Source organism: Leptolyngbya sp. PL-A3 (assembly GCF_039962325.1).
Lineage (GTDB): Bacteria > Cyanobacteriota > Cyanobacteriia > Elainellales > Elainellaceae > Vacuolonema.
Genome location: NZ_JAMPLB010000007.1, coordinates 40,578 through 60,325 on the forward strand (window position 1 = coordinate 40,578; position 19,748 = coordinate 60,325).

The 19,748-nt window shown below is 50.5% G+C and carries 15 protein-coding genes, 1 tRNA gene and 1 riboswitch; of the genes, 6 read left to right on the top strand and 10 right to left on the bottom strand.

What is annotated here, in order from left to right:
* Positions 1–13 precede the first annotated feature (13 nt).
* Positions 14–376, top strand: coding sequence for a single-stranded DNA-binding protein (locus NDI52_RS07760; RefSeq protein WP_190774768.1), 363 nt, complete (start codon positions 14–16; stop codon positions 374–376).
* Positions 377–832: 456 nt separating this feature from the next.
* Here the strand turns inward: NDI52_RS07760 and NDI52_RS07765 are convergent, their stop codons facing one another.
* From NDI52_RS07765 to NDI52_RS07790, 6 genes are all read right to left on the bottom strand, one after another.
* A complete protein-coding gene (locus NDI52_RS07765) occupies positions 833–1,480 on the bottom strand; it encodes a TraX family protein (RefSeq protein ID WP_190774767.1) in 648 nt (215 codons plus the stop codon).
* Between the two features lie 130 nt (positions 1,481–1,610).
* A complete protein-coding gene (locus NDI52_RS07770; RefSeq protein WP_190774766.1) occupies positions 1,611–3,119 on the bottom strand; it encodes a cryptochrome/photolyase family protein in 1,509 nt (502 codons plus the stop codon).
* A 462-nt stretch (positions 3,120–3,581) separates the two neighbouring features.
* Positions 3,582–3,926: a DUF3082 domain-containing protein gene (locus NDI52_RS07775; protein ID WP_190774765.1), complete on the bottom strand. Its 345-nt coding sequence runs from the start codon at positions 3,924–3,926 to the stop codon at positions 3,582–3,584.
* A 249-nt stretch (positions 3,927–4,175) separates the two neighbouring features.
* The gene (gene ispE, locus NDI52_RS07780; RefSeq protein ID WP_190789420.1) at positions 4,176–5,123 is read right to left on the bottom strand and encodes a 4-(cytidine 5'-diphospho)-2-C-methyl-D-erythritol kinase; all 948 of its coding nucleotides are present in this window, start codon (positions 5,121–5,123) and stop codon (positions 4,176–4,178) included.
* 76 nt (positions 5,124–5,199) lie between these two features.
* Positions 5,200–6,159 carry a 16S rRNA (adenine(1518)-N(6)/adenine(1519)-N(6))-dimethyltransferase RsmA gene (gene rsmA / locus NDI52_RS07785; RefSeq protein WP_190774764.1) on the bottom strand — a complete coding sequence of 320 codons (960 nt, stop codon included), beginning with the start codon at positions 6,157–6,159 and terminating at the stop codon, positions 5,200–5,202.
* A 12-nt stretch (positions 6,160–6,171) separates the two neighbouring features.
* Entirely contained in the window at positions 6,172–6,507 is a 336-nt protein-coding gene (locus NDI52_RS07790; protein WP_190774763.1) for a hypothetical protein, read from the bottom strand.
* 298 nt (positions 6,508–6,805) lie between these two features.
* Here NDI52_RS07790 and NDI52_RS07795 point away from each other — a divergent pair, with 298 nt between their 5' ends.
* Positions 6,806–7,198, top strand: coding sequence for an alr0857 family protein (locus tag NDI52_RS07795; protein WP_190774762.1), 393 nt, complete (start codon positions 6,806–6,808; stop codon positions 7,196–7,198).
* A 33-nt stretch (positions 7,199–7,231) separates the two neighbouring features.
* Positions 7,232–7,331: riboswitch (TPP riboswitch) on the bottom strand.
* Positions 7,332–7,909: 578 nt separating this feature from the next.
* On the opposite strand, the gene NDI52_RS07800 is transcribed toward NDI52_RS07795, so the two are convergent.
* Both NDI52_RS07800 and NDI52_RS07805 read right to left on the bottom strand, forming a co-directional pair.
* The gene (locus NDI52_RS07800; protein ID WP_190774761.1) at positions 7,910–10,030 is read right to left on the bottom strand and encodes a TIGR00300 family protein; all 2,121 of its coding nucleotides are present in this window, start codon (positions 10,028–10,030) and stop codon (positions 7,910–7,912) included.
* 286 nt (positions 10,031–10,316) lie between these two features.
* On the bottom strand, positions 10,317–11,747 hold the full coding sequence (locus NDI52_RS07805; protein ID WP_190774760.1) for a hypothetical protein: 1,431 nt from the start codon (positions 11,745–11,747) through the stop codon (positions 10,317–10,319).
* A gap of 790 nt (positions 11,748–12,537) precedes the next feature.
* Here NDI52_RS07805 and NDI52_RS07810 point away from each other — a divergent pair.
* From NDI52_RS07810 to NDI52_RS07820, 3 genes are all read left to right on the top strand, one after another.
* Entirely contained in the window at positions 12,538–14,988 is a 2,451-nt protein-coding gene (locus NDI52_RS07810) for an Ig-like domain-containing protein (RefSeq protein WP_190771675.1), read from the top strand.
* Positions 14,989–15,495: 507 nt separating this feature from the next.
* Positions 15,496–15,657 (top strand): hypothetical protein, encoded by a 162-nt coding sequence (locus tag NDI52_RS07815; RefSeq protein ID WP_190771674.1) that lies wholly within the window; start codon positions 15,496–15,498, stop codon positions 15,655–15,657.
* 75 nt (positions 15,658–15,732) lie between these two features.
* Entirely contained in the window at positions 15,733–15,987 is a 255-nt protein-coding gene (locus tag NDI52_RS07820; protein ID WP_190771678.1) for a hypothetical protein, read from the top strand.
* On the opposite strand, the gene cpdA is transcribed toward NDI52_RS07820, so the two are convergent.
* Complete coding sequence (gene cpdA, locus NDI52_RS07825) at positions 15,970–16,746, bottom strand: 3',5'-cyclic-AMP phosphodiesterase (protein ID WP_190771673.1); 777 nt, start codon at positions 16,744–16,746, stop codon at positions 15,970–15,972. The two genes, NDI52_RS07820 and cpdA, sit on opposite strands and share 18 nt — an antisense overlap.
* A gap of 336 nt (positions 16,747–17,082) precedes the next feature.
* Between cpdA and NDI52_RS07830 the strand changes: the two genes are divergently transcribed.
* Positions 17,083–17,153, top strand: a tRNA-Cys gene (locus NDI52_RS07830).
* Positions 17,154–17,281: 128 nt separating this feature from the next.
* Here NDI52_RS07830 and NDI52_RS07835 read toward each other — a convergent pair.
* On the bottom strand, positions 17,282–19,645 hold the full coding sequence (locus tag NDI52_RS07835) for a tetratricopeptide repeat protein (RefSeq protein WP_190771672.1): 2,364 nt from the start codon (positions 19,643–19,645) through the stop codon (positions 17,282–17,284).
* Positions 19,646–19,748 lie beyond the last annotated feature (103 nt).

Here is a 19,748-nt window from a genome sequence, read left to right on the forward strand (position 1 = left end):
GGGTTGAACCACGATGAGTTTGAACGTTGTAACGCTGGTGGGTCGGGCAGGTCGTGACCCAGAGGTGAAATATTTTGAGTCGGGTAGTGTGGTCTGCAATCTGACCTTGGCGGTCAACCGCCGCAGCCGCAATAATGACGAACCCGATTGGTTTAACCTCGAAATTTGGGGTAAAACCGCTCAGGTCGCTGCTGATTATGTTCGTAAGGGTAGTTTGATTGGTGTGACGGGTGCGCTGAAGTTTGACTACTGGCAAGATCGCGGCACAGGCGCTGAGCGTTCCAAGCCTGTCATTCGGGTTGATCGGTTGGAGTTGTTAGGTTCGAAGCGGGATCAGGACACTGACATGTCGGGCTACGGCAGCGACGAGTTCTAATGCAGCAGGCATCTGCACTCAACTAAGCTTTGGCAGTTCGCATTCGGGTTGGTTCTTGAGTTCCTCTCAACTGTGTCACTTAGGAGTTCAAGTTGAGGGTTATCTCACTCCTGGAGTGGAAGGTTGTATTTCAAAAGTTTGGTTGATGGTTGTGGAAAGAGCGTTTTACGTTCCCTGCCATAGCCATCAACCAAACGTCCAACGCAGTGCTAAGGATCACAAACAAAATAACCTGTAATTTTTTTGTGGAGGTGGCGAAGCCGTCTCTACAAAAAAATTACAGGTTGCGAAGTATCTGTTTCTAACAGGGCTTACGCAAGTCCGCTATATCTAGAGCATTTATGCTGTGAGTGGGGTGCAGAGCACCCCACTCACAGCATAAATGCGTAAGTCCTGTCTAAGTGAGATAACCCGAAATTTGGGGCTGAGCATCAGGCCTCAAAGTTTTTGGCGGGTCTACCCGGTTGGTTGTTGTATCTGAAGATGAATGAGACCCAATATTAATAGATGAGCTGGGTAAAACAGATAAAACCAACGGGCTTTTGCCCCTCGCTCGCCATTGGTCAGGTGAAAGATTAGGGGGGAAAGGACGGCAGGAAGTTGGTTGTACCCCCATTGGAGTTCAGTGAAGAGGTGGAGCAAAATCCAGAACAGCCACCAGAGGGCGGTAAGTTTGTAGGTGCGAATTAGGGCGATCGCTCCAATTCCATAAAACCCGTAGCTAGCATGACTAAGTTCTGCCAGCACACCTCCTCCAACCCAAATGGGTAGCTCCCATTGGGGGTATTGGCGACGCCCTCGTAGGCACAACGCACCTAAAGCCAGACTGAACAGAATGTTGAGATCGGGCTCACTAATTTCAAAAGCCCAGAGGTAAACCGGGTGTGAGATAAATCCCCAGGCAATTAAGCGCAGCAAATAGCGTGGCATGTGGTGGGTATACTGCTCGCCTTGCACCAGAAGCCAGGCAAACAGTGGAAAGCTAAATCGACCGATCACTCGCAAAATCGGCAGTTCCGGAAAGAAAATAACGCCCACATGGTCAACCACCATGAGCGCTGCCGCCAATAGCTTGATGTGGTAATTGGTTAAAGGAGGGACCATAAGGGTCTGCAGTTCCCTGTGCTGAGGAGCAAACCCGGATTGATCAAACCAAGAGGGGGTGTTGACTCAATGAGCAAAGGGTTGCTCTTCACCACGTAGTGCGAGTGGAAGACAACCATTCAAGCTCCCTCTAATGGTGTGCTGCATGCCACGCATTAGCGCGTTCCCGAATTTCTGTGAGTTCTTCAGGTGGCATTTTATCCAGGTTTTTGAGAATGAACGTCATGCGACCCTGACTGGAAAGTTTCTCGCGATGGCGAGCCAGGAAATCCCAGTAAAAGAAATTGAAGGGGCAGGTCCGATCGCCTGTCCGAGCTTTTGGATCATAGCGGCACCCTTTACAATAATCGCTCATCTTATTGACATAATTTGCCGAGGAAGCGTAAGGCTTCGATGCCAGTATGCCTCCATCAGCAAATAAGCCCATACCAATAACATTGGGCTGCATGACCCAGTCGTACGCATCAATAAAAGCGGCATGGAACCAGCTCTCTACCTCCTGGGGAGAAAACCCAGCAATCAGTGAGAAGTTGGCCAGAATCATCAAGCGTTGGATGTGGTGGGCATAGCCCATGTGCTCAATTTGCTTCAGAACCTGATGGAGGCAGTTCATATCTGCCTGGTTGGAATTCCAAAAGAATTTGGGTAAAGGTTGCGTGTGGTTGAAGAAATTGCGCTGAGGGTAATCCTCATCCATATATTGGTACAGGCCATGCATATACTCTCGCCAGCCCAGAACTTGTCGGACGAATCCTTCAACTCCATTGATGGGCAGATCATGGGTTTCCCAAACCGCCTCCACAGCCTCAATAATTTCCAAAGGGTGAAGGAGCCCAAGGTTCATGTAGGGGGACAGAAGGGCATGCCACAGAGTGTGTTCGTCAGTCACCATGGCATCTTGATAGGGGCCAAAGGTTGGTAGCCGGGTGGTAATGAAGTGATCCAGTACCCGCAGCGCGTGATCTCGGGTTACTCCCCACCGAAAGGGCTCAGCTTCTCCATAGCTAGTAAAGTCGCCGTTCTTCACCCATTCCATGACCTCCTGGGTAATGGCATCAGGCTCGAACCACAAGGGATGAGGGGTTTCTAATTTTCCCTTAGGCGGTTTGCGATTGTCTTTGTCAAAATTCCATTGCCCTCCTGCAGGTTGATCCCCACGCATGAGAACAGCAAATCGCTGTCGTCCCTCTCGATAGAAAAATTCCATCAGCAGGTTTTTGCGTTTTTTAGCCCATTCGCGAAAGGCATCGGTTGTCCAAAGAAAATGATTATTGGGTAAGTAAGTGATCGGGACCGGCAGATCCAACCCGTCCATGAGTTTGCGGAAGGGGCGATCGCTCGGCTGCATAACCTGCAGTTCCGTGATCCCCTCAGTCGCGATCCACTTCTGCAAAGGTGCTTCGAAATCCTCAGCAACCTCATAGGTTACGGGCCATCCTTGTTGGCGCAGTTCTTCTGCAAAATGGCGCATCGCTGACCAGACCAGCACCAACTTTTGCCGATGATAGGGCCGCTTTCGTACCCACTGAAGCGATTCAATGAGAATGACGGGAGTTTGGGAGGAGCGATCGCCATACTGTACTAATGCTGCCTGTTGATGGGATAGCTGATCCCCCAGAATCCAGATACCTACGGTCATACCCTTTCTGATAAGCGTTTACATATTGTAATAAGCCTTGGGCTCACGCCAATACTCCGTGGCTCTGAATTGCTTGGCATCCAAAGAAATGGTTGTGGGAAGGGGCAAAACCAGTGGTTCTCCCAGGTTCAATCAATACCTATAGCGCTGTGCATGTTGATTAACGTCAGTTCGGGATAAGCTGAACCGCCCATTATTGCGTGCGCGACGCGCACGCAATAATGGGCTTTTTCGAGTGCCGCGCGAAGCGCGGCACTCGAAAAAGCCCTTAACCCGAACTGAGGTTGATTAAGTACGGTGATGTGGGGCACTTCGTGCCCCACACCACCGTTGTTGTACTTAACGCACTTGCACATTGCTATAGAACCTATCCAAAACCGAAAACCGAATTTTGGGAGAGCGCGGTGCATACACACCGTACCCTTCCAAAATTCGGTTTTCAAATAGGCTCTGAGGTCGACTTTATTTGTCGGAGGTAGCTGGCTGGCCTTTGATCAGTAGTTGAAGTGCTAATCCAATCAGCCCCAACGTTGTGACGCTGAACGTAATAGTGCCCAAAGCTCCCATCCCAATGACCAGCGATCGCACCAATGTAGAGATCCGCACCGTTAAGTAGTTATCCGAGACGATGGGAGTTGCATCTAAGGTTTGGTGAATGGAGGTCGTTAGCATGTAAAGGCCAACGGAAAATAATGCAGAAATGACTGCCCCGGTGACGCATCGAAGCACGGTGGGAGGCTTATCAAGCGGCTCTTCCTGCGTCTTGGGCTTAGCGGTTTGCAGGTTTTGAGAAGGTTCGTTCACCATACAGCGGGGGTTCCGTTTGGTCTGCAGAATCATTCTCATCCTAGAGCAGGATGGATTCCTTGTGGGTAAATAAAAACTGGACTTATTAGCAATGTGCAAGTGCATTACGTACAGCAACGATGGTGTGGGACACTTCGTCCCCCACACCACCGTACTTAATCTGCGCAGCGCTATACCTCAGTTTGGGCTGAGAGTATTTTTGAGGGCAGCTTATGCGTCGCACTCAAAAATACCGAATTGTGGAACGTTTCAGCTTGAGGCCAACTGAATACCGGTGGGGCATAGCTCTGTGACCCAGAGTTGCAGGTCGGGGTTGGGGATGGTTTCCCGTACTCGGTCTCGAATCTGTGCAGCGGCGGCGGGGGTTGCGGCTAGGGCAAACACAGTGGGGCCAGAGCCAGACATCATACAACCTAAAGGATTGCAAGCTTGCATTGCAGCTTTTAATTCTGCAACCTGCGGGTACTCCGGGAGAACAACTTTTTCCAGGTCATTGTGAAGGTATTTGCCAATCTGGCCCGTGTCCTGGTGGCTGATGGCGCTAACCAGAGCACCGGATTGCATTGCTTGACGCTGGGTGGAAAACCGATCGCTTTCTCGAATATAAGTGTGACCAAATTGTTGGCGATAGGTTTTGTAGGCCCACGGTGTCGAAACGGAGAGGCTGCGGTATTTGCCCAGCACTACAGACAGCCCACTTAAATCCGTGAGGGGTGCTAACCTCTCACCACGCCCGGTGGCGATCGCCGTTCCCCCAGACACACAAAAAGGAATATCTGACCCCAATCGCGCCGCTAGTTCCTGCAATTCAATTTGGGTGAGACCTAAGCCCCACATCAAATCCAGACCCACCAGCACGGCGGCAGCATCCGTTGAGCCACCCGCCAGCCCCGCCCCAATGGGAATGTTCTTTTCAATAAAGATGTCTACGCCACCATATTGACTGTAGGCATCCTCAAACTCGTCTGCCATGAGTTTGGCCGCCCGATAGGCGAGATTTGAGGTGTCTGCTGGAACTTCAGGGTTATCGCATTGCACCTGGATACGAGTGGTTCCGTTGGGGCGAATCTGAATGCGATCAGCCAGGGCAATGCTCTGCATCACCATTGCGAGTTCATGGTAACCGTCAGGGCGATCGCCCAAAATTTCTAGATAAAAGTTAATTTTGGCGGGGGCGGTCAGGAGATAGGAGCGCATGGGTACTGAATCCATGACATTTTTGCAACTTTCCTATCATGCCACTGTTGGGAATGTTTATCTGAATGCTTCAGTTCTACAATGCAGGTGGGATGGGAGCGATCGCCTCTATCTCCTCCTCCGCAGGAACCTCAGGTAAAGCTGTAGAACCTTCACTTAATAAGGTATTGCTGAGATTAACCCAGTCGCTAACGCTCAGGTCCTCGGCGCGGGCCTGGGGGTTCAGGTTGAGGCGGGTGAAAAGGTCGGTGAGAGTATCGCGCTCACTCCCTTCCCCCTGAACATCCTTCACAATCCCTTTGAGGTTGTTACGAAGCATCTTACGGCGGCTGGCGAACCCCAGTTTGACGAGGGTTTCCATGTGGCGTGGATTTGTGGCCGGCGTGGGGAAGGGGCGAGGACGCAGCCGCACGACGGCGGAATCTACTTTTGGAGGTGGCTGGAACGCTCGGGCCGGGACGTCGCAAATCCAGTCTGCCTCAGCGAGGTATTGAACCCGGACGGAGAGGGCACCGAAGGTTTTCTTGCCCGGTTTAGCACAGAGGCGCTCGGCAACTTCCTTTTGCATCAGCAGCACAAGGCTATCAAAGGGGCGGGGATTGGGTTGATGAATGCTACCCAGAAGTTTTTCCAGGATGGGGCCGGTGATGTTGTAGGGAATATTGGCGACAACCTTATTGGGAGTTTGAAACGCAGGTTGGTTGGCCAGGGCTGCATCCAGATCGAGGGAGAGGAAATCCCCTTCAATCAGGTGGAATGTGGAGTGTTGAGCGAACTCTTTTTGAAGGAGTTTGACCAGATCTCGATCAATTTCGACGGAAACAACGGCCCGAGCCAGGCGAAGCAAGCGACGAGTCAGCAAGCCTGTACCCGGACCGATTTCCAGTACGATGTCGTCCGGCAACCCCTCATCGGATTGCGTAGGACGGACGAGGGCTTGACCTCCTGACAGATTCGCGGCGGAAACAATTCGCTGAAGGGCTTTCTCACTGCGTAGCCAGTGCTGAGCAAATCGTTTTCGCGGTCGGAAGGTCATGACGTAAAGTTCCTATGCAGCAAGGCTCCCTTCGCTGAGGGGCACCATCTCACCTGTCGTTGTCCACCCCAATATCATCCGTTCATGGGGCTTGATGATTTTACCTGTTAACGCGCACGTTTCTTCTTGTTGGGCGATCGCGGCCACACTGGCTCGTATTTGATCCGGCGTTAAACTGGGTCTAAACTGTCCCGATTTCTGTTGTACATAGTTCCACAACACATCTCGGATAAGGGCTTGATAACCCTGGCTGCCTGCTAATTTCTTAAGATGCTCTTTGAGATCTCGTTCCAGCCGGATGCTGGTGACTTCCATTTCGGTGGTTGGGGTGCGATTGATCGTGTACATTAGGACTCTCCTTTGTTCATTATCGACATCATTGTATTACAATTGTAGTATGATAATGAGGATATGAACAACCCAGGCAGACGAAGCAGGCCGGGAGGGCACAACCCAACAACTTGCTTCGATGATAGCGCCCTTCCCCACAAAGCGTCTCAATTTGTCCATGACCTAAACGTCAACATCTTTCGTGGATTGTCTGGAAAGACGGTGTTGAAACACGTGTCTATCTAGAACCAGATTTTGTTTGCCCGATCCCAAAACGTTGCTCTGCAAAACCGTTTTTCGGAGTCATGCCGACGTTATGTTGAAATTCACGTTTACGGAAACCGGATTCTATTTAGAGTTATTACCTGAATCGCTGGAAAGCTGGCTGCCCCCTCGCCTCACATTAATGCTGAAAGCTGGACAATCGATCACCCTGGAGCGGTGTTCAGCATCCTTTGTGTTGGCTGCTAGCACTCGCTGTCGGCGGGAGTTAGCAGCGTTGATGCGATTGGAGGATGAGGGGGCGATCGCTGTTTCCCCCTGTGATGCTGAAACTTTAGAGGTGAGCCTGCGTGGTACCTGGCTAACTTCTCGGAAGGATTTGCCTGAAGGTGTGTTTCTCGCCACACTGACCCCGCCAACTGAGGCGATGCTGTATAACCTTTGGCAGCAGGAAGCCCGCCAGAATCACATAGGGGCGCAGGGATAGAACCTGCGCCCTTTTTCGGCAGTCCAATGCAGTCCAATTGCTTAACTGCTTTCCCTTCGCCGGTACTAGCCGGTCTCAGGTTCTAAGGGTGTAATCTCAGCCTGGCGTAGCTCAGGCACCCCCAGCATTTGTCGGAATGATAGTAACACGGTACACGGTTATCTGTTCAAAAAAGTATTGGCATTGAGTGATGTGTACTGTACACATCACTCAATGCCAATACTTTTTTGAATGTTATGTACCCTGGTTGGGTGTTATGTGCCCTGCTTGGGGACGCGCCGCTCCCCAAACCCCTCGGCTGGGGGAACGGGGCGCCGTCCCCCAGACCCCCTTGCGCTAAGGGGTTATCGGTAGGAGGTGAATGTGGCGCTTCGCATCGGTGGGTGAGGATCAAGTTTGTGCACCGATGGAAAAAATGCTTTGCATCCTAATCTGATTGCGCTTTTTGTCATAACCGATCACATCACCCCAGCCTGATCAAAAACCCAACAGATGCGAAGCGGCTTGACACGACTCCTGCAAAATCTCCTTGCCTAGGGGGTCTGGGGGAGGGGCACCCCGTCCCCCAGTCGAGGGGTTTGGGGAGCGACGCGTCCCCAAGCAGGGAAAATGATACCTACCCTTATTCAAAGACAACAGAAATGCTGGACTGTGCATAAAAGCCAAACTCCCAGTGTCTTTAAAGACACCGGGAGTTGGAAAGACAGACAGTTATACCGTTTGAGCAACTTGATAAACGTGGGTAAGTTTATCGAGTTGTTGCACCAGCAGGCTCAAGAAGAGGCCAACGTCAGTAACCACGCCAACAGATTCAACAGAGCCGCGATCGCTCAATTTGGTTACCACAGCGGGGTTAATGTCAACACACACCAACTTCACACCAGCAGGGGTCATGTTGCCGACGCCGATGGAGTGCAGCATAGAAGAGAGCATCAGCACCATATCCGCACCGCGGATATGGCGAGAGTAGTCTTCCTGAGCTTTGATCAGATCCATTTGGGTATCCGGCAAGGGGCCATCATCTCGGATGGAGCCCGCCAAAGAGAAGGGCACCCCATTCTTCACGCATTCGTAGAAGATGCCGGTGGTAATCATGCCCTGCTCAACCGCATTGGCAATATTGCCGTGGCGACGAACGGAGTTGATTACCTTCAAATGGTGACGGTGACCGCCACGAACGGAGACACCCCGCTTCATATCCACACCGAGGGAGGTGCCGAGAACGGCCTGCTCGATGTCGTGGACGGCGATCGCATTTCCACCCAATAACGCCTGCACATAGCCCTCACGAATCAGGCGGGAGAGGTGCTCGGAACCACCCGTGTGAATGACGACCGGACCGGCAACCACAACGACTTTACCGCCACGATCGCGAATCTGCCGTAGTTCCCAGGCAATCTGTTCGACCACCAGTTCAACGCGGCGTTCGCTGGAGACGCCTGCGCCCATAAAGCCGAATTCCTTATCACTGCCGCTGCGCTGGTCGCGGGCTTCGGTCTTGCGAACCGTCCGAATCCCTTCGACCCCGACAACGACGCGATCGCCCTTCTTTAGATCCCGCAACAGCTTGCATTCAGCGATCAGCCCTTCTGGCGTCTCACTGACTACAATGGCCCCATCCATGCGCTGGTTCTGCACGCGCACCCACTCGCATTTGACCCGTACTTCTGTCGGGTAAATAGTCGTGACGTAGAAATCGTCAGGGGCAACGCCGTCCAGTTCTACGGTTTCCAGGGGGTTGTCGCAGACTTCCTGAGGGGGGGCAACGGCACCAACATCGATGAGTTGCGACACAATGTCTTCCATCACATTATGGTCGGGAGCCGTGACCTTAATTTCGGCCTGAGACGTACTCTGGCGTTGTTCACCCAATTGGAAGTTCAACACCTGGAAGCTACCGCCCCCTTCCACAATCAGATCCAATGCGCGATTGATCAGGCCGGAGTCAAGCAGGTGGCCTTCTAGACGAATGGTGCGGCTTTCGATGGTTGCGGCACCGTGGAGCAGGGGTTGAATGGGCTCGGTGACGCGCAGAGTCAAGCACTTCGCTGCACCACCGGCTTTCAAAAATTCTGTCAGTGGCGTTTCGACGACTTCGAAACCTGCTTGCTCCAACCGTTCACGCAATTCTGCACTGGCTTTGTTCATAATCACGGTGTGATTAATGTTCACCGTGTTGCAGGCAAAGTTTGCGGCATCGGCTTCACCCACCACAATCCGCTTAGACTCAGGAACGCGCATCTCAATCAAGCGATTGGAGTAGGCGTCAAATGCTGGGGGATAGTACATTAAGTACCCATCCGTCAGCGGGCAGAAGCAGGTATCCAGGTGATAGAAGCGCTCGTCCATCAGTCGCAGAGATAGCACTTCAATATCCAGCCACTTGGCTAGGTAGGGGTGAGAATCTAACTCAGAGCGGAAGCCGTAGCCGGCCCATAGCCAACGGCCTTCCCGATCTAATAGCGCATCCCCGGCTCCCTCAAAGGGCAAGTCTTTCGGCAGTTCATGCACCGTAAAGCCTTGTTGCAAAAACCATTCTTTGAAGAAGGGTTCTTCCCCTTGCCGTTCTTTGTGGAAGAAACGGCTGAGCACGACGGTCTTATCCAGCACTAATCCAGCGTTGGCCGTGAACACCATATCCGGCACGCCCTTTTGGGGTTGCACCAACTCCACCACGGCCCGGTCTTTGATGATGTGGTAGAGGTCTTGCCATTGTTCAACGGCGCGATCGCGCGAAGATTTGTGAATGTTGCCTTCCATCCATGGATTAATCACATAATCCACGTCGTAATGATCCGGCGCACACATGAGGAAATGAATTGAGGAAGCCATAAGGAACTTACTTGCAAGTAGATGAATTATTCAGTTGCACACCCTTCATCAGGCTCAAGCAGACTCCCGCTAAAAATGTGAGAGGATGTTCGAAAAGTCCCAGAAAGGGTATATTTCGTGTGCGTAACGCACGCAAAAATAAACTTTTCAAATATCTCTGAAGGGGCAACCTAAGAAACTATTCCAATCGAACTATTGACAGAGCCAATCTCATATTTTAGTACCCTATAACCGATACCTGGGTGGATTGCTATTTTTGTCATGAACTGCTGACATAAATATTCAATTACTTCTGTCGCATTTTTTCAGGACGAATAGCGAGCTGATGGCTTTGCGTTATTTCGTAGAAGCGATGATGGGTTTCCTGTCGCAGAGTATCTAAATCCTGCTCTGAGAGGTTTTGGATGTAATTGACTTTAAACTCTTCTAGAAGGTCAATTACTAAATTTTCCAGGTTTTCCAGCGTGTTATTTTCGTAGATCTCGCTACGGAATGTTGTTCCTACACGGTTAATCAGATTACGGGTAAGCTGTAAACCTTCGGGCTTTTCAAGGGCAGTGGTAAGACTGTCATAAGCCGTTTGTGTGAGGTCAGAAACCAGTCGCTCGCCAAGCTGGTCGGGAATGTCTTTTAGGCCCGGTACCTGAGCCAGGTTTCGGTAGAAGGGAGATTGCTCTAGTACACAACTAACACTGTAGCGAATTAAAGCTTCTAGTTCCGGACGAATATTCGGAAGGACTTGATAAACGGTAAGGGTGATCAATTGGCGGGCGATCGCTTCGGCCTCATCTACACCATTAATGTCAACGTAGCGGCGACGGTTGTTGGGGTCGAGAAGCCAGTGCGTCAGCTCTTTCTGCGATATGAGATCTTGCATTTGCTCGATCACCCGGAGCACCACTACCTCGGTTAGTTCGATGGCAAAGCTGGCGGCTAATCCACGAGTCAGACGATCGCGCACCGGAGTCAGGTTTATCAGCCGCGATTCGTGAATTCGCATCAGGGTGGATATAACTCGCAACCCACGCCAGAAGGGTAAAAACAACGGTATGTCATACCAACGCCATAGCATCGCATCGAACCAGTTTGTTCCTTTATAGCGACGGCTAAGCCGAAAGGTTCGAACTAAAAAGTCTGACGCAAAGATGACGACAAAGGGTAAATCAAGAATCCAAAACCTATTAATTAAATTTCCCCGGTTGTTGAAGCCACGGTAATAGTTGCTTGCCATTAGCGGGCGAATTTCATCGTTAAAATAGTCCAGCTCCTGATCAAATCCGGCCTGACTCAGGTAGCTTCTGCTCCAGAAGCGCTGAAAAGCATCTTTGGATGATTCCTCATCCATGTGGTCACGCATGCGATTCTTGATTCGCTCCAAAGTACCCGTCTTATCAGCGGCGGCAAACGGGTTTTCGTCGACCATGGCGACGCTGCGATCGCGCAAGTTTGTCAGAAGGGCCGCAGTTTCCTGGGCGTTCAACCCCTCCTTCTGCAACCTCTCTACCTGATTCAGGTAAGTATCTGTGTCTCGATGGGGCTCAATTCCCTTAAAAGTCGCCCCATACCATTGCGTAAACCCTGGCATATAGCGTAAATAAGAGTCTCGCCAGGGGATATAGCTCCAGTCGAAGGCGACTAACCCCAAATTGACGACGGCTAACACCGCCAACACCTTGTTAGTGGCTGTGCCTGGGGTTACTGATTTGCGCTTAAACATGGAATTTGCAGAATGTGCCATCTCCCATTGAAGTACGGAAGAGAGGAAATTTCATGGCTCTTCAGGTTCAATTCAGATCTAGGGCTTGTTTTAAGGGTTATTTTTTATTCATCCCGTGGATAAGAAATAACCCTTAGAACAAGTCCTTAGAACAGAGCAGCAATTCTCAGTATGGGTTTCAAAGCTGAGAGTTCGTGCCCTTCGGGCACGAACTCTCAGCTTTGAAACCCGAAAATAGCCCGCCGAAGGCGGGCTATTTTCGGGTTGGATTCCAAAATGAGAATTGCTGAGAACAGAGCCCAGCACTTGACCGCTTCAGTTTATTTACCTTTGAAGGTGGTAGGCGCAATCATGAAATTCTCTATTACAGGATAGGGGCTAGAAAAAAAGGACTCAACTTCTGAAATTCACAGTCTTTTTATAATTTTGAATTCTACTTACACCGAAATTCAAAACCATCAGAAGCTTCACAGCAATCCATCAATTCTTCATCAAAATCCAGGTGCTGTCTTTTCCTCTAATAGGTAACTTGGTAGAAGGAAAGTTTTGAGGGGTGTAATCACGGACTGTTGTCCTATGACGTATGACTTCTTGACAAAGCCCTCTTAAGAGCCATACGTAATTTCAGGACTCCCGATGCCCTTCATCTTGGTCTAAGACAATTTCTGCAAAGCATCTACCTTAATTGAATTGTCGCGGAGCTTTGTTCTCCCCACTATTTATTGCCATGGTTCCCTGGACGCCATTGGGCACTTTTTTTGTCATTTGATTGATCTCGGAGAAGCTAATCATGGTACTCGAAATTACGGTTACTGATCAGTCCAATTCTGCTCAACTTCCCAAAGAGCTAACGGATGTTAATGGCAAGCTATACGTTACAGCTCAAGATGCAAATGGCGATCGGGAACTTTACTTTATCGGCCCCAATGGTGCCCCTACAAAAATCAATATCAACACCGCAGGAAGCTCTTCTCCAGAATCTTTAACCAATGTCAATGGCACTTTGTTCTTTAGTGCATTGGATACATCAGGAGATAGAGAACTTTTCTATTTAGATGCTAATAACAACCCCGTCAAAGTGGGTGGTGCAAATGGCGTAAATTCGACAGGTAGCTCTTCTCCAGATTCTCTCAATAATGTGAATGGCTCGCTGTATTTCAGGGCTACAAACTCCAGCGGAGCATTGAAGCTTTTTATTGTTGACCCGGATAAAAATCTGATCGAAACACCTTTGACACTGCCGGGTGATTTCTATCAAGAGCCAGTTTTTATTGGTGATACGCCCTACTACAGCGCCCAGGATGCAACTGGTGATCAAGAACTTTATTTCCTCGGTGTAGGTTACTCGGCTAACAAAATTGACGTGAACCCAACAGGAAGTTCTTCTGCCCAATCATTAACTGAAGTCGGGTCAACTCTCTTTTTCAGAGCTAAGGATGCTGATGGAGCCTGGAAACTCTACTTCCTTGGCCCCAACAATGCACCAACTCAAGTTCCACTCAATAGTAATCTCACTCCAGAGAACTTAATTGAAGTGGATCGAACCCTTTACTTCACGGCTACAAATAGCACGACAGGTGCTCAACAGCTCTACTACTTAACCCGGAACAACGCTATTCCGGTGAGCGACAACTTTGTTGCGAATCCCATTTCATTAAATGGCATCACAGGCATAAAGGCGCTCACATCAATCAATGGGAACTTATATTTCTCCGGTACGGATGCTACGGGTGATAGCGATGTCTTCTACATCAATGACAGCAAGGTTCCCGTTAAATTGGATATCAATCCAGCCGGAAATGCTGCCCCCGATGAATTGTCTCTATTCAATGGAAACCTGTTCTTCATCGCAAATAATGGCAGCGGTGGAGGAACGTTTTATGGTCTGGTCGAACGGATCAGTGTAACGGGTGTGACCCTGCCCGACGCTAAAAGCTATGGGACAGGACAAGCCCTTAATTTCGTCGTTAACTTTGATGAGGTTGTCAATGTTGATACGACGGGTGGAGCGCCAATCTTAGGGCTTTCCCTAGATAGTGGTCCGGTCGATGCAACCTATGTTTCGGGCACCGGTACAAAACAGCTAGTCTTCAGATATACCATTACGGAAGGCAATGCTGATTTAGATGGTATTTCTGTACAGTCTCTCAATCTGAACGGTAGTGTTCTTCAAGGTAATCTCAACGGCATCCCTACTCTGACGCTTCCTGGCAACATCGATAGCAGCGGTATTCGGGTTGATACAGTAAACCCAACGCTAGCCATTGCCCCTGTTTCTTCTCTTGTTCAAGATGGACGTGTTAATCCTGCAACGGGTACCGTTACCTTCAGCTTCAGCGAGGCCATGGCAGGCTTCAACTTGTCAGATCTTCAGTTGACCCGTAATGGCGCGTCGGTGAACTTGTCGGGAGCTACGCTCTCGAATAACGGCGGTACCTATACTCTCAGTGGGTTAGCTCCTATTACAGGAGTCGATGGGAGTTACAGCCTAAGCCTGGATGTGGCGGGTTCGGGCATTACGGACGCGGCTGGCAACCCACTAACTGCTGGAGGTTCTATCTCCTGGAAACGGGGTACCACGGCTCTGCCTCCCGCTCCTCTCCGGTTTACGGGTGGATTGCGTGGCCGTACGTATAGCGGAAAGGCTAGGAATGAAACCATTCTGGGAACAACTAGAAACGATACGTTGTCGGGTGCGGGTGGTAACGATACGATTCGTGGCTATGCCAGCAACGACATTCTGAGCGGTGGCACCGGCAATGACTCGATCTATGGCGGCACTGCAAATGACCGGGTTAATGGGGGAGCTGGAAAAGATAACCTATTGGGTGAGGGGGGCAATGACCTCCTGAAGGGTGATGCTCAGAATGACAAGATTAACGGCGGCGGCGGTAACGATATGCTCGTCGGTGGTCTGGGTGTGGATACGCTGATTGGCGGAGCTGGCCGTGATACTTACAGCTATAGCCAGCTGACGGAAAGGGGCGATATCATTCGGGGCTTCCAGATCGGGCAGGATGTGATCGATCTGTCCCCCATGTTCCGGAAAGCGCCCTTTAATACGGGGGCCACAGCCTTTGCTAAGTTTGATCGGTTTGTCAAGCTAACTCAGGTTGGGGCTTCTACCGCTGTCCAAGTTGATCAGGATGGAAGTGGAGCTGGTACGACGTTTGTGACCTTAGCAACGCTAACCAACATCCAGGCTAGTGCGCTGACCAGCCGTAGTTTTGCGATCGCCTAACCTATCGCGCTGATAACGCGTTGATGGGCATAGATTGAGTGGTGTGGAGTATGAAATACCCCACACCACTTTTTTGTGTCGCACTGCGCCTTGAACCAGGAGGGCCATTTCTGGAAAGCCGAGTTCTGCGCAGCTTTTCAGAAATAATCATGAATAGACTTAGGAGGTTTCTGCATAAGAATTTACCCAGAATGTTGGTACTTTGCCCGCGAAGTGGGCAAAGTACCAACATTCTGGGGGTAATTTCATTACTGGAAATCTCCTTAGTTAGCAGATAGAAACTGCTACACGCATGCGTGTCAATATTACAGCGCTTTTCAAGCACTTAAAATCTGGTTGATTCAAACGCAAAGCGCTGTAGAACCTGGATTTTAGGCCGGAGTAGGGTGTGAGGATGACGACAATTGCCACAGTTGTGTGTGCCTCTTGGGGCCTCTGTCCTCTAACAGATGCGTCTCTAAAGACTCTCCTGATATAAGGGTAAATATTCGTTGAACGAAGAGGGAAATGCAGCCTACGCAGATCGTGCTAAAGCTGATTGCGGGTAGCTATTTTCTCTATCGCCTTAAGAGTATGGCGGGTATTGACTTGGCCCACCATTACCACGCGGTTGAGATATTCTGGCATCCTGTAGAAGTTTTACGGGATCTTATGAGGTTCTATGGGTAATTTACGAGATGGACGCTTCGCAGTAAGGGTTTATACTCTGATGTTGGGGGCTTCACCTATGTTCCAAACCCTCCGTTGAACGATTATCATAGCGACTATCTACTACCGTCAGAGGGCGGTGTTCTACGTTTCTGCAAAGGGTGCATCATGCTAGGCGATCGCGAACACTCTACGGCCAATTTGCCCATTTCAAACCCAGTTTCGACGGCTCTACGTCCAAATCCTTTCACCACCTATCGAGATCCTGATACAGGGCGCTGGGTGGTTGTTTTTCCCGCCAGTTCTCTAGGAGAAAAATCTTTAAGCCATAGTCTAAATTTGGCTCGGTAGAGCAGGAATCCGCTCAACCCGTGTGCTAAAGCGCCCATCTGGAAACAGTTCTAACAACCGAAAACCGGGCAGCACGGAGTCGGCTTCAAAGTTGTCGCTCCCTGATTTGAGCTGCACGCAGGTCGAGGGTGAGCCCAGGTAAGTAACTCCCTGGCGATCGCCCTCGAATTCCTGATGAATATGCCCAAACAGAACAATTTTGACCTGCGGGTGCTGATCGAGCACCTTATAGAAGGCATCTGCATTCTGCAACCGAATTGCATCCATGCAAGGACAATGGACCGGGCAGGGAGGATGGTGTAATACCACTAGCCCCGGCAATTCAGATGCAGCCTGCAACTGCTGATCTAGAAATGTTAGTTGGGCCTCGGCCAACTCCCCAAAAGGTTGCTCTGGAACGGCAGTATCTAATAGAACGACATTCCATCCGCCTGTCTGAAACCCTCGGGTTGTCTGAAACACTCCATCCTGCAAGATAGGCTGCATAATTGCCGGGATATCGTGGTTGCCGGGAATCCAGTAGGTGGTAGCTCCCAGCGGGGCTATGGTTTCCCGTAACCGCTCATAAGATTCAGGGGTTTCGTCCTGCGATAAGTCTCCTGTTAGCAGCACAATATCGGGCTGTCGCGGTAACGATCGCACCTGATCTGCCACGGCCTGAAGTGAGGCGGCAGACTGAATGCCCATCATGGCGCTACTCTCATCGGCAAAGAGATGGGTATCGGTTAACTGAGCAATCAAGAGGGAGTTGGAGGGCATAGGGGAACACCCATAAACAACACTTTCAGCCTACTGGATTCCGCAGCGATCTGAATTTAGTCTGTTTTAACCTCAGTTCGGGATAAGCTGAAGTGCTCATTTTGGCGTGCGCTTCGCGCACGCCAAAATGAGCGTTTTCAAGTGCCGCGCAACGCGCGGCACTTGAAAACGCCCTTAACCCGAACTCAGGTTGTTTTAGGGCTGTGGAACCTCAAGTTTTATGCCTTGTCAGGGCTCAGCGATTTTATAAAAAGAAAGGGCGATCGCTTCTATATTTTTAGGCCGCGACTTCTGATATACTAGGTAATCGTTGAGAGATACATCAATCTCCATCGCGGCGGCATAGCCAAGTGGTAAGGCAGAGGTCTGCAAAACCTTTACCCCCAGTTCGAGTCTGGGTGCCGCCTTCTGTATGTTTGTGTGCCTTTGCATGATAAATGTCGCTATTTGCGCAATCATGCCGTTTTTGGGCAATTTTTTGATGGGTTTAAATTCGCGCGATCATGTCGCTGAGACTATATAACTTCTCTGGAAATCACCTAGACTGAATCTGAAATTGAACCTTCTCAATCTGTTTTGTTGCCTGCATTTGCCCAAACAGCCGCAATGCCTGCTCGAAGGATTTCTGGCACTGTTGCAATTGACCAATCGCCCGGTAAGTGAGTCCCAGTTGAAAATAAGCATTTGCCAGATCGCAAACGGCTCCGATCGTCTCGAGTAGGGCAATCGCCTGTTGGTGGTAGCTCAGGGCAGAGTCTAAATCGTGCTGTTGGCGGCAAAATTCTGCCAGTCCATTCAGCGTCTTCGCTTTGACCTGGGTGTAATGGCTAGCTCCTGCAAATGCCAGGGCGCGATCGTACATTGCCTGTGCCCGTTCAAACTTGTGTAAATTCGTATAGGTTTGACCCAGAATTTGAATGAAATAAGCGAATCGTCCGGTTTGTTCAATCACTTTCTGGGTCAGGATGAATTGATAAGCAGTCTCCGCTAAGGAATCGGCAGTATCGAATTGTCCCAGATAGGAATGGGCGAGGGCTAAACAAACCGATGCTTTTTCTGCCCAGGGATGATGGGCGGTATTTTGCGCCAGATCGATGACCTGTTGAAAGAGTCGGGCAGCGACCTCCAGTTCCCATAAATCCATCTGATATAGCCCAATGCTGAGAAGCGAATCCACTTGCAGCATCCGCAGATAGTAAACGGTGTGCTGGTTTTGGGTGGCGGAAGAAAGCTTTTGTTGAGCAGCCTCCACAAGGCTAATGGTTTTTTCCTGGCAGGCGATCGCTTCGCTAATGCGCCCCCTGATCCAATACAAATCGCCCAGGATATTGTAAAGCTCGCTTAGTTTCGGGGGAGATTGAATGTGAGGAATGACTTGAACGATCGCAGCCAAAACAGGTTGCAGCAATCCCATGCGGTAGAGGGTGCTGCCCAGGGGTAAAAACTGCTGCCACTGATTCGTGCGGCTTTTGAGAACAACGCTGCCGGCGGCTTCAAAGTCTCCTATTTCGATGTAGTGATAGTGTGCTTCCAGGGCTTGCAGCGCATCTTGAACGGTTTCAATCGTTAACACCTGACTTGTCCAGAATTGGGCGGCTTTGCGGTGGCTAATTTCCCAGTCCAAACTGGCACGCAGTCGGACGATCGCCTCTGCTTGAATCGTAGGATGCAGCCAGTATTTGCCCTGCTCACACTCCACCAGCGATCGATCCCGCAGCGCAGTCACCACCTGTCGTCGTTGGTCGGGCGGCACATCCCAGAGTAAACACAGCACACCTTCTGAGGGAACGGCTGGCATTTCCTGATAGCGGTAGCATCCCAATCGGCAAAGCAATCGATAGGCAGCCGGATCTAAGGCTTGCAGGCGATCGATCTGACTGATCACCAAATTCCTCAAATCTCGCGTTGCCAGCAAATTCTGCTGATTTTCCTGCCAGTAGGCTGCCATGTCCCCCTGAAAATCCTCTGCAATAGCACCGCACAAAATTCCCATGGCTTTAGCATTGCCCCCATAGGCACGATGGATTTGCCCCAGGGTGAGCGGATCGATCGTCATTTGGCGGCTGAAAAACGTTTGCCATGCAGCCAGATCGAGCCGGGGCAGCTTGTAGTGTTTGACTGCCAGGTCGGGTTCACATAGTCGATCGCGACTGGTAATCAGGGTGACAGACTGGACTCTGGCATCAGACAGGACTCGCAGTAGCTCCACATAGGAGCGATGGGGCGAAATGAACCGACCTTCTGCGTCCAGCACGGGTTCCAGGTTGTCAATCAAGATGCCGATGCGTCGCTGGTGAAGCTGGCGTTTTAAGCGTCCCAGGGAAATGCCCAATTCCGTTCCTGGCTCTTGCTGGAAGTCTTGTTTTAACCACTCCTCCACAATGCGTTCTACTGAGGTAATATTTGAGGTTTCCTTTGCCATTAAGAGTTCCAGCACAGTTTCAAATCCCTGCGTCTGGAGATAGTGCTGTGCTAGCGTCGTTTTCCCTAACCCGCCTTCACCTTGAATCACAATGACTTTGCAACCCTGCTGCACCAGATGATCCAGGTGGGCGATCGCCGCTTCCCTGCCCAGGAGCGTTTCAGCTGGAGTGTGAGGCGGTAGTGCAGGAAGGACTGTTGTAGAAGCCCCAGACTGCTTGTGGAGATACCGCTCCAGAACCACGCGACAGGTACTTTTAGTAATACGTTCTCCTAATAGCCCGGACAGCACTTTCCAGAGGTGAGCACTCACGTCCTTGATGTGTCCCTCGGTATAACCAGAATGCGCTGCAATCTCCGGGTATTTTTGCCCACGCAATACCCTAGCCAAAATGTCCCTTTGTAGGGCATTAAGCTGTTTCCCAGTCTTGAAAGTAATTAACTGGTCCACCCATGCCAGCGCCGTTTCAGCTTCCATTGCGGAATCACTGCTGAAGTTTTTTGTACATTCTACTGAATCAGCCCAGTGGGTATGACTACACCGACTTTTCCGACTTTTCCGACTTCTACACCCATCTAAT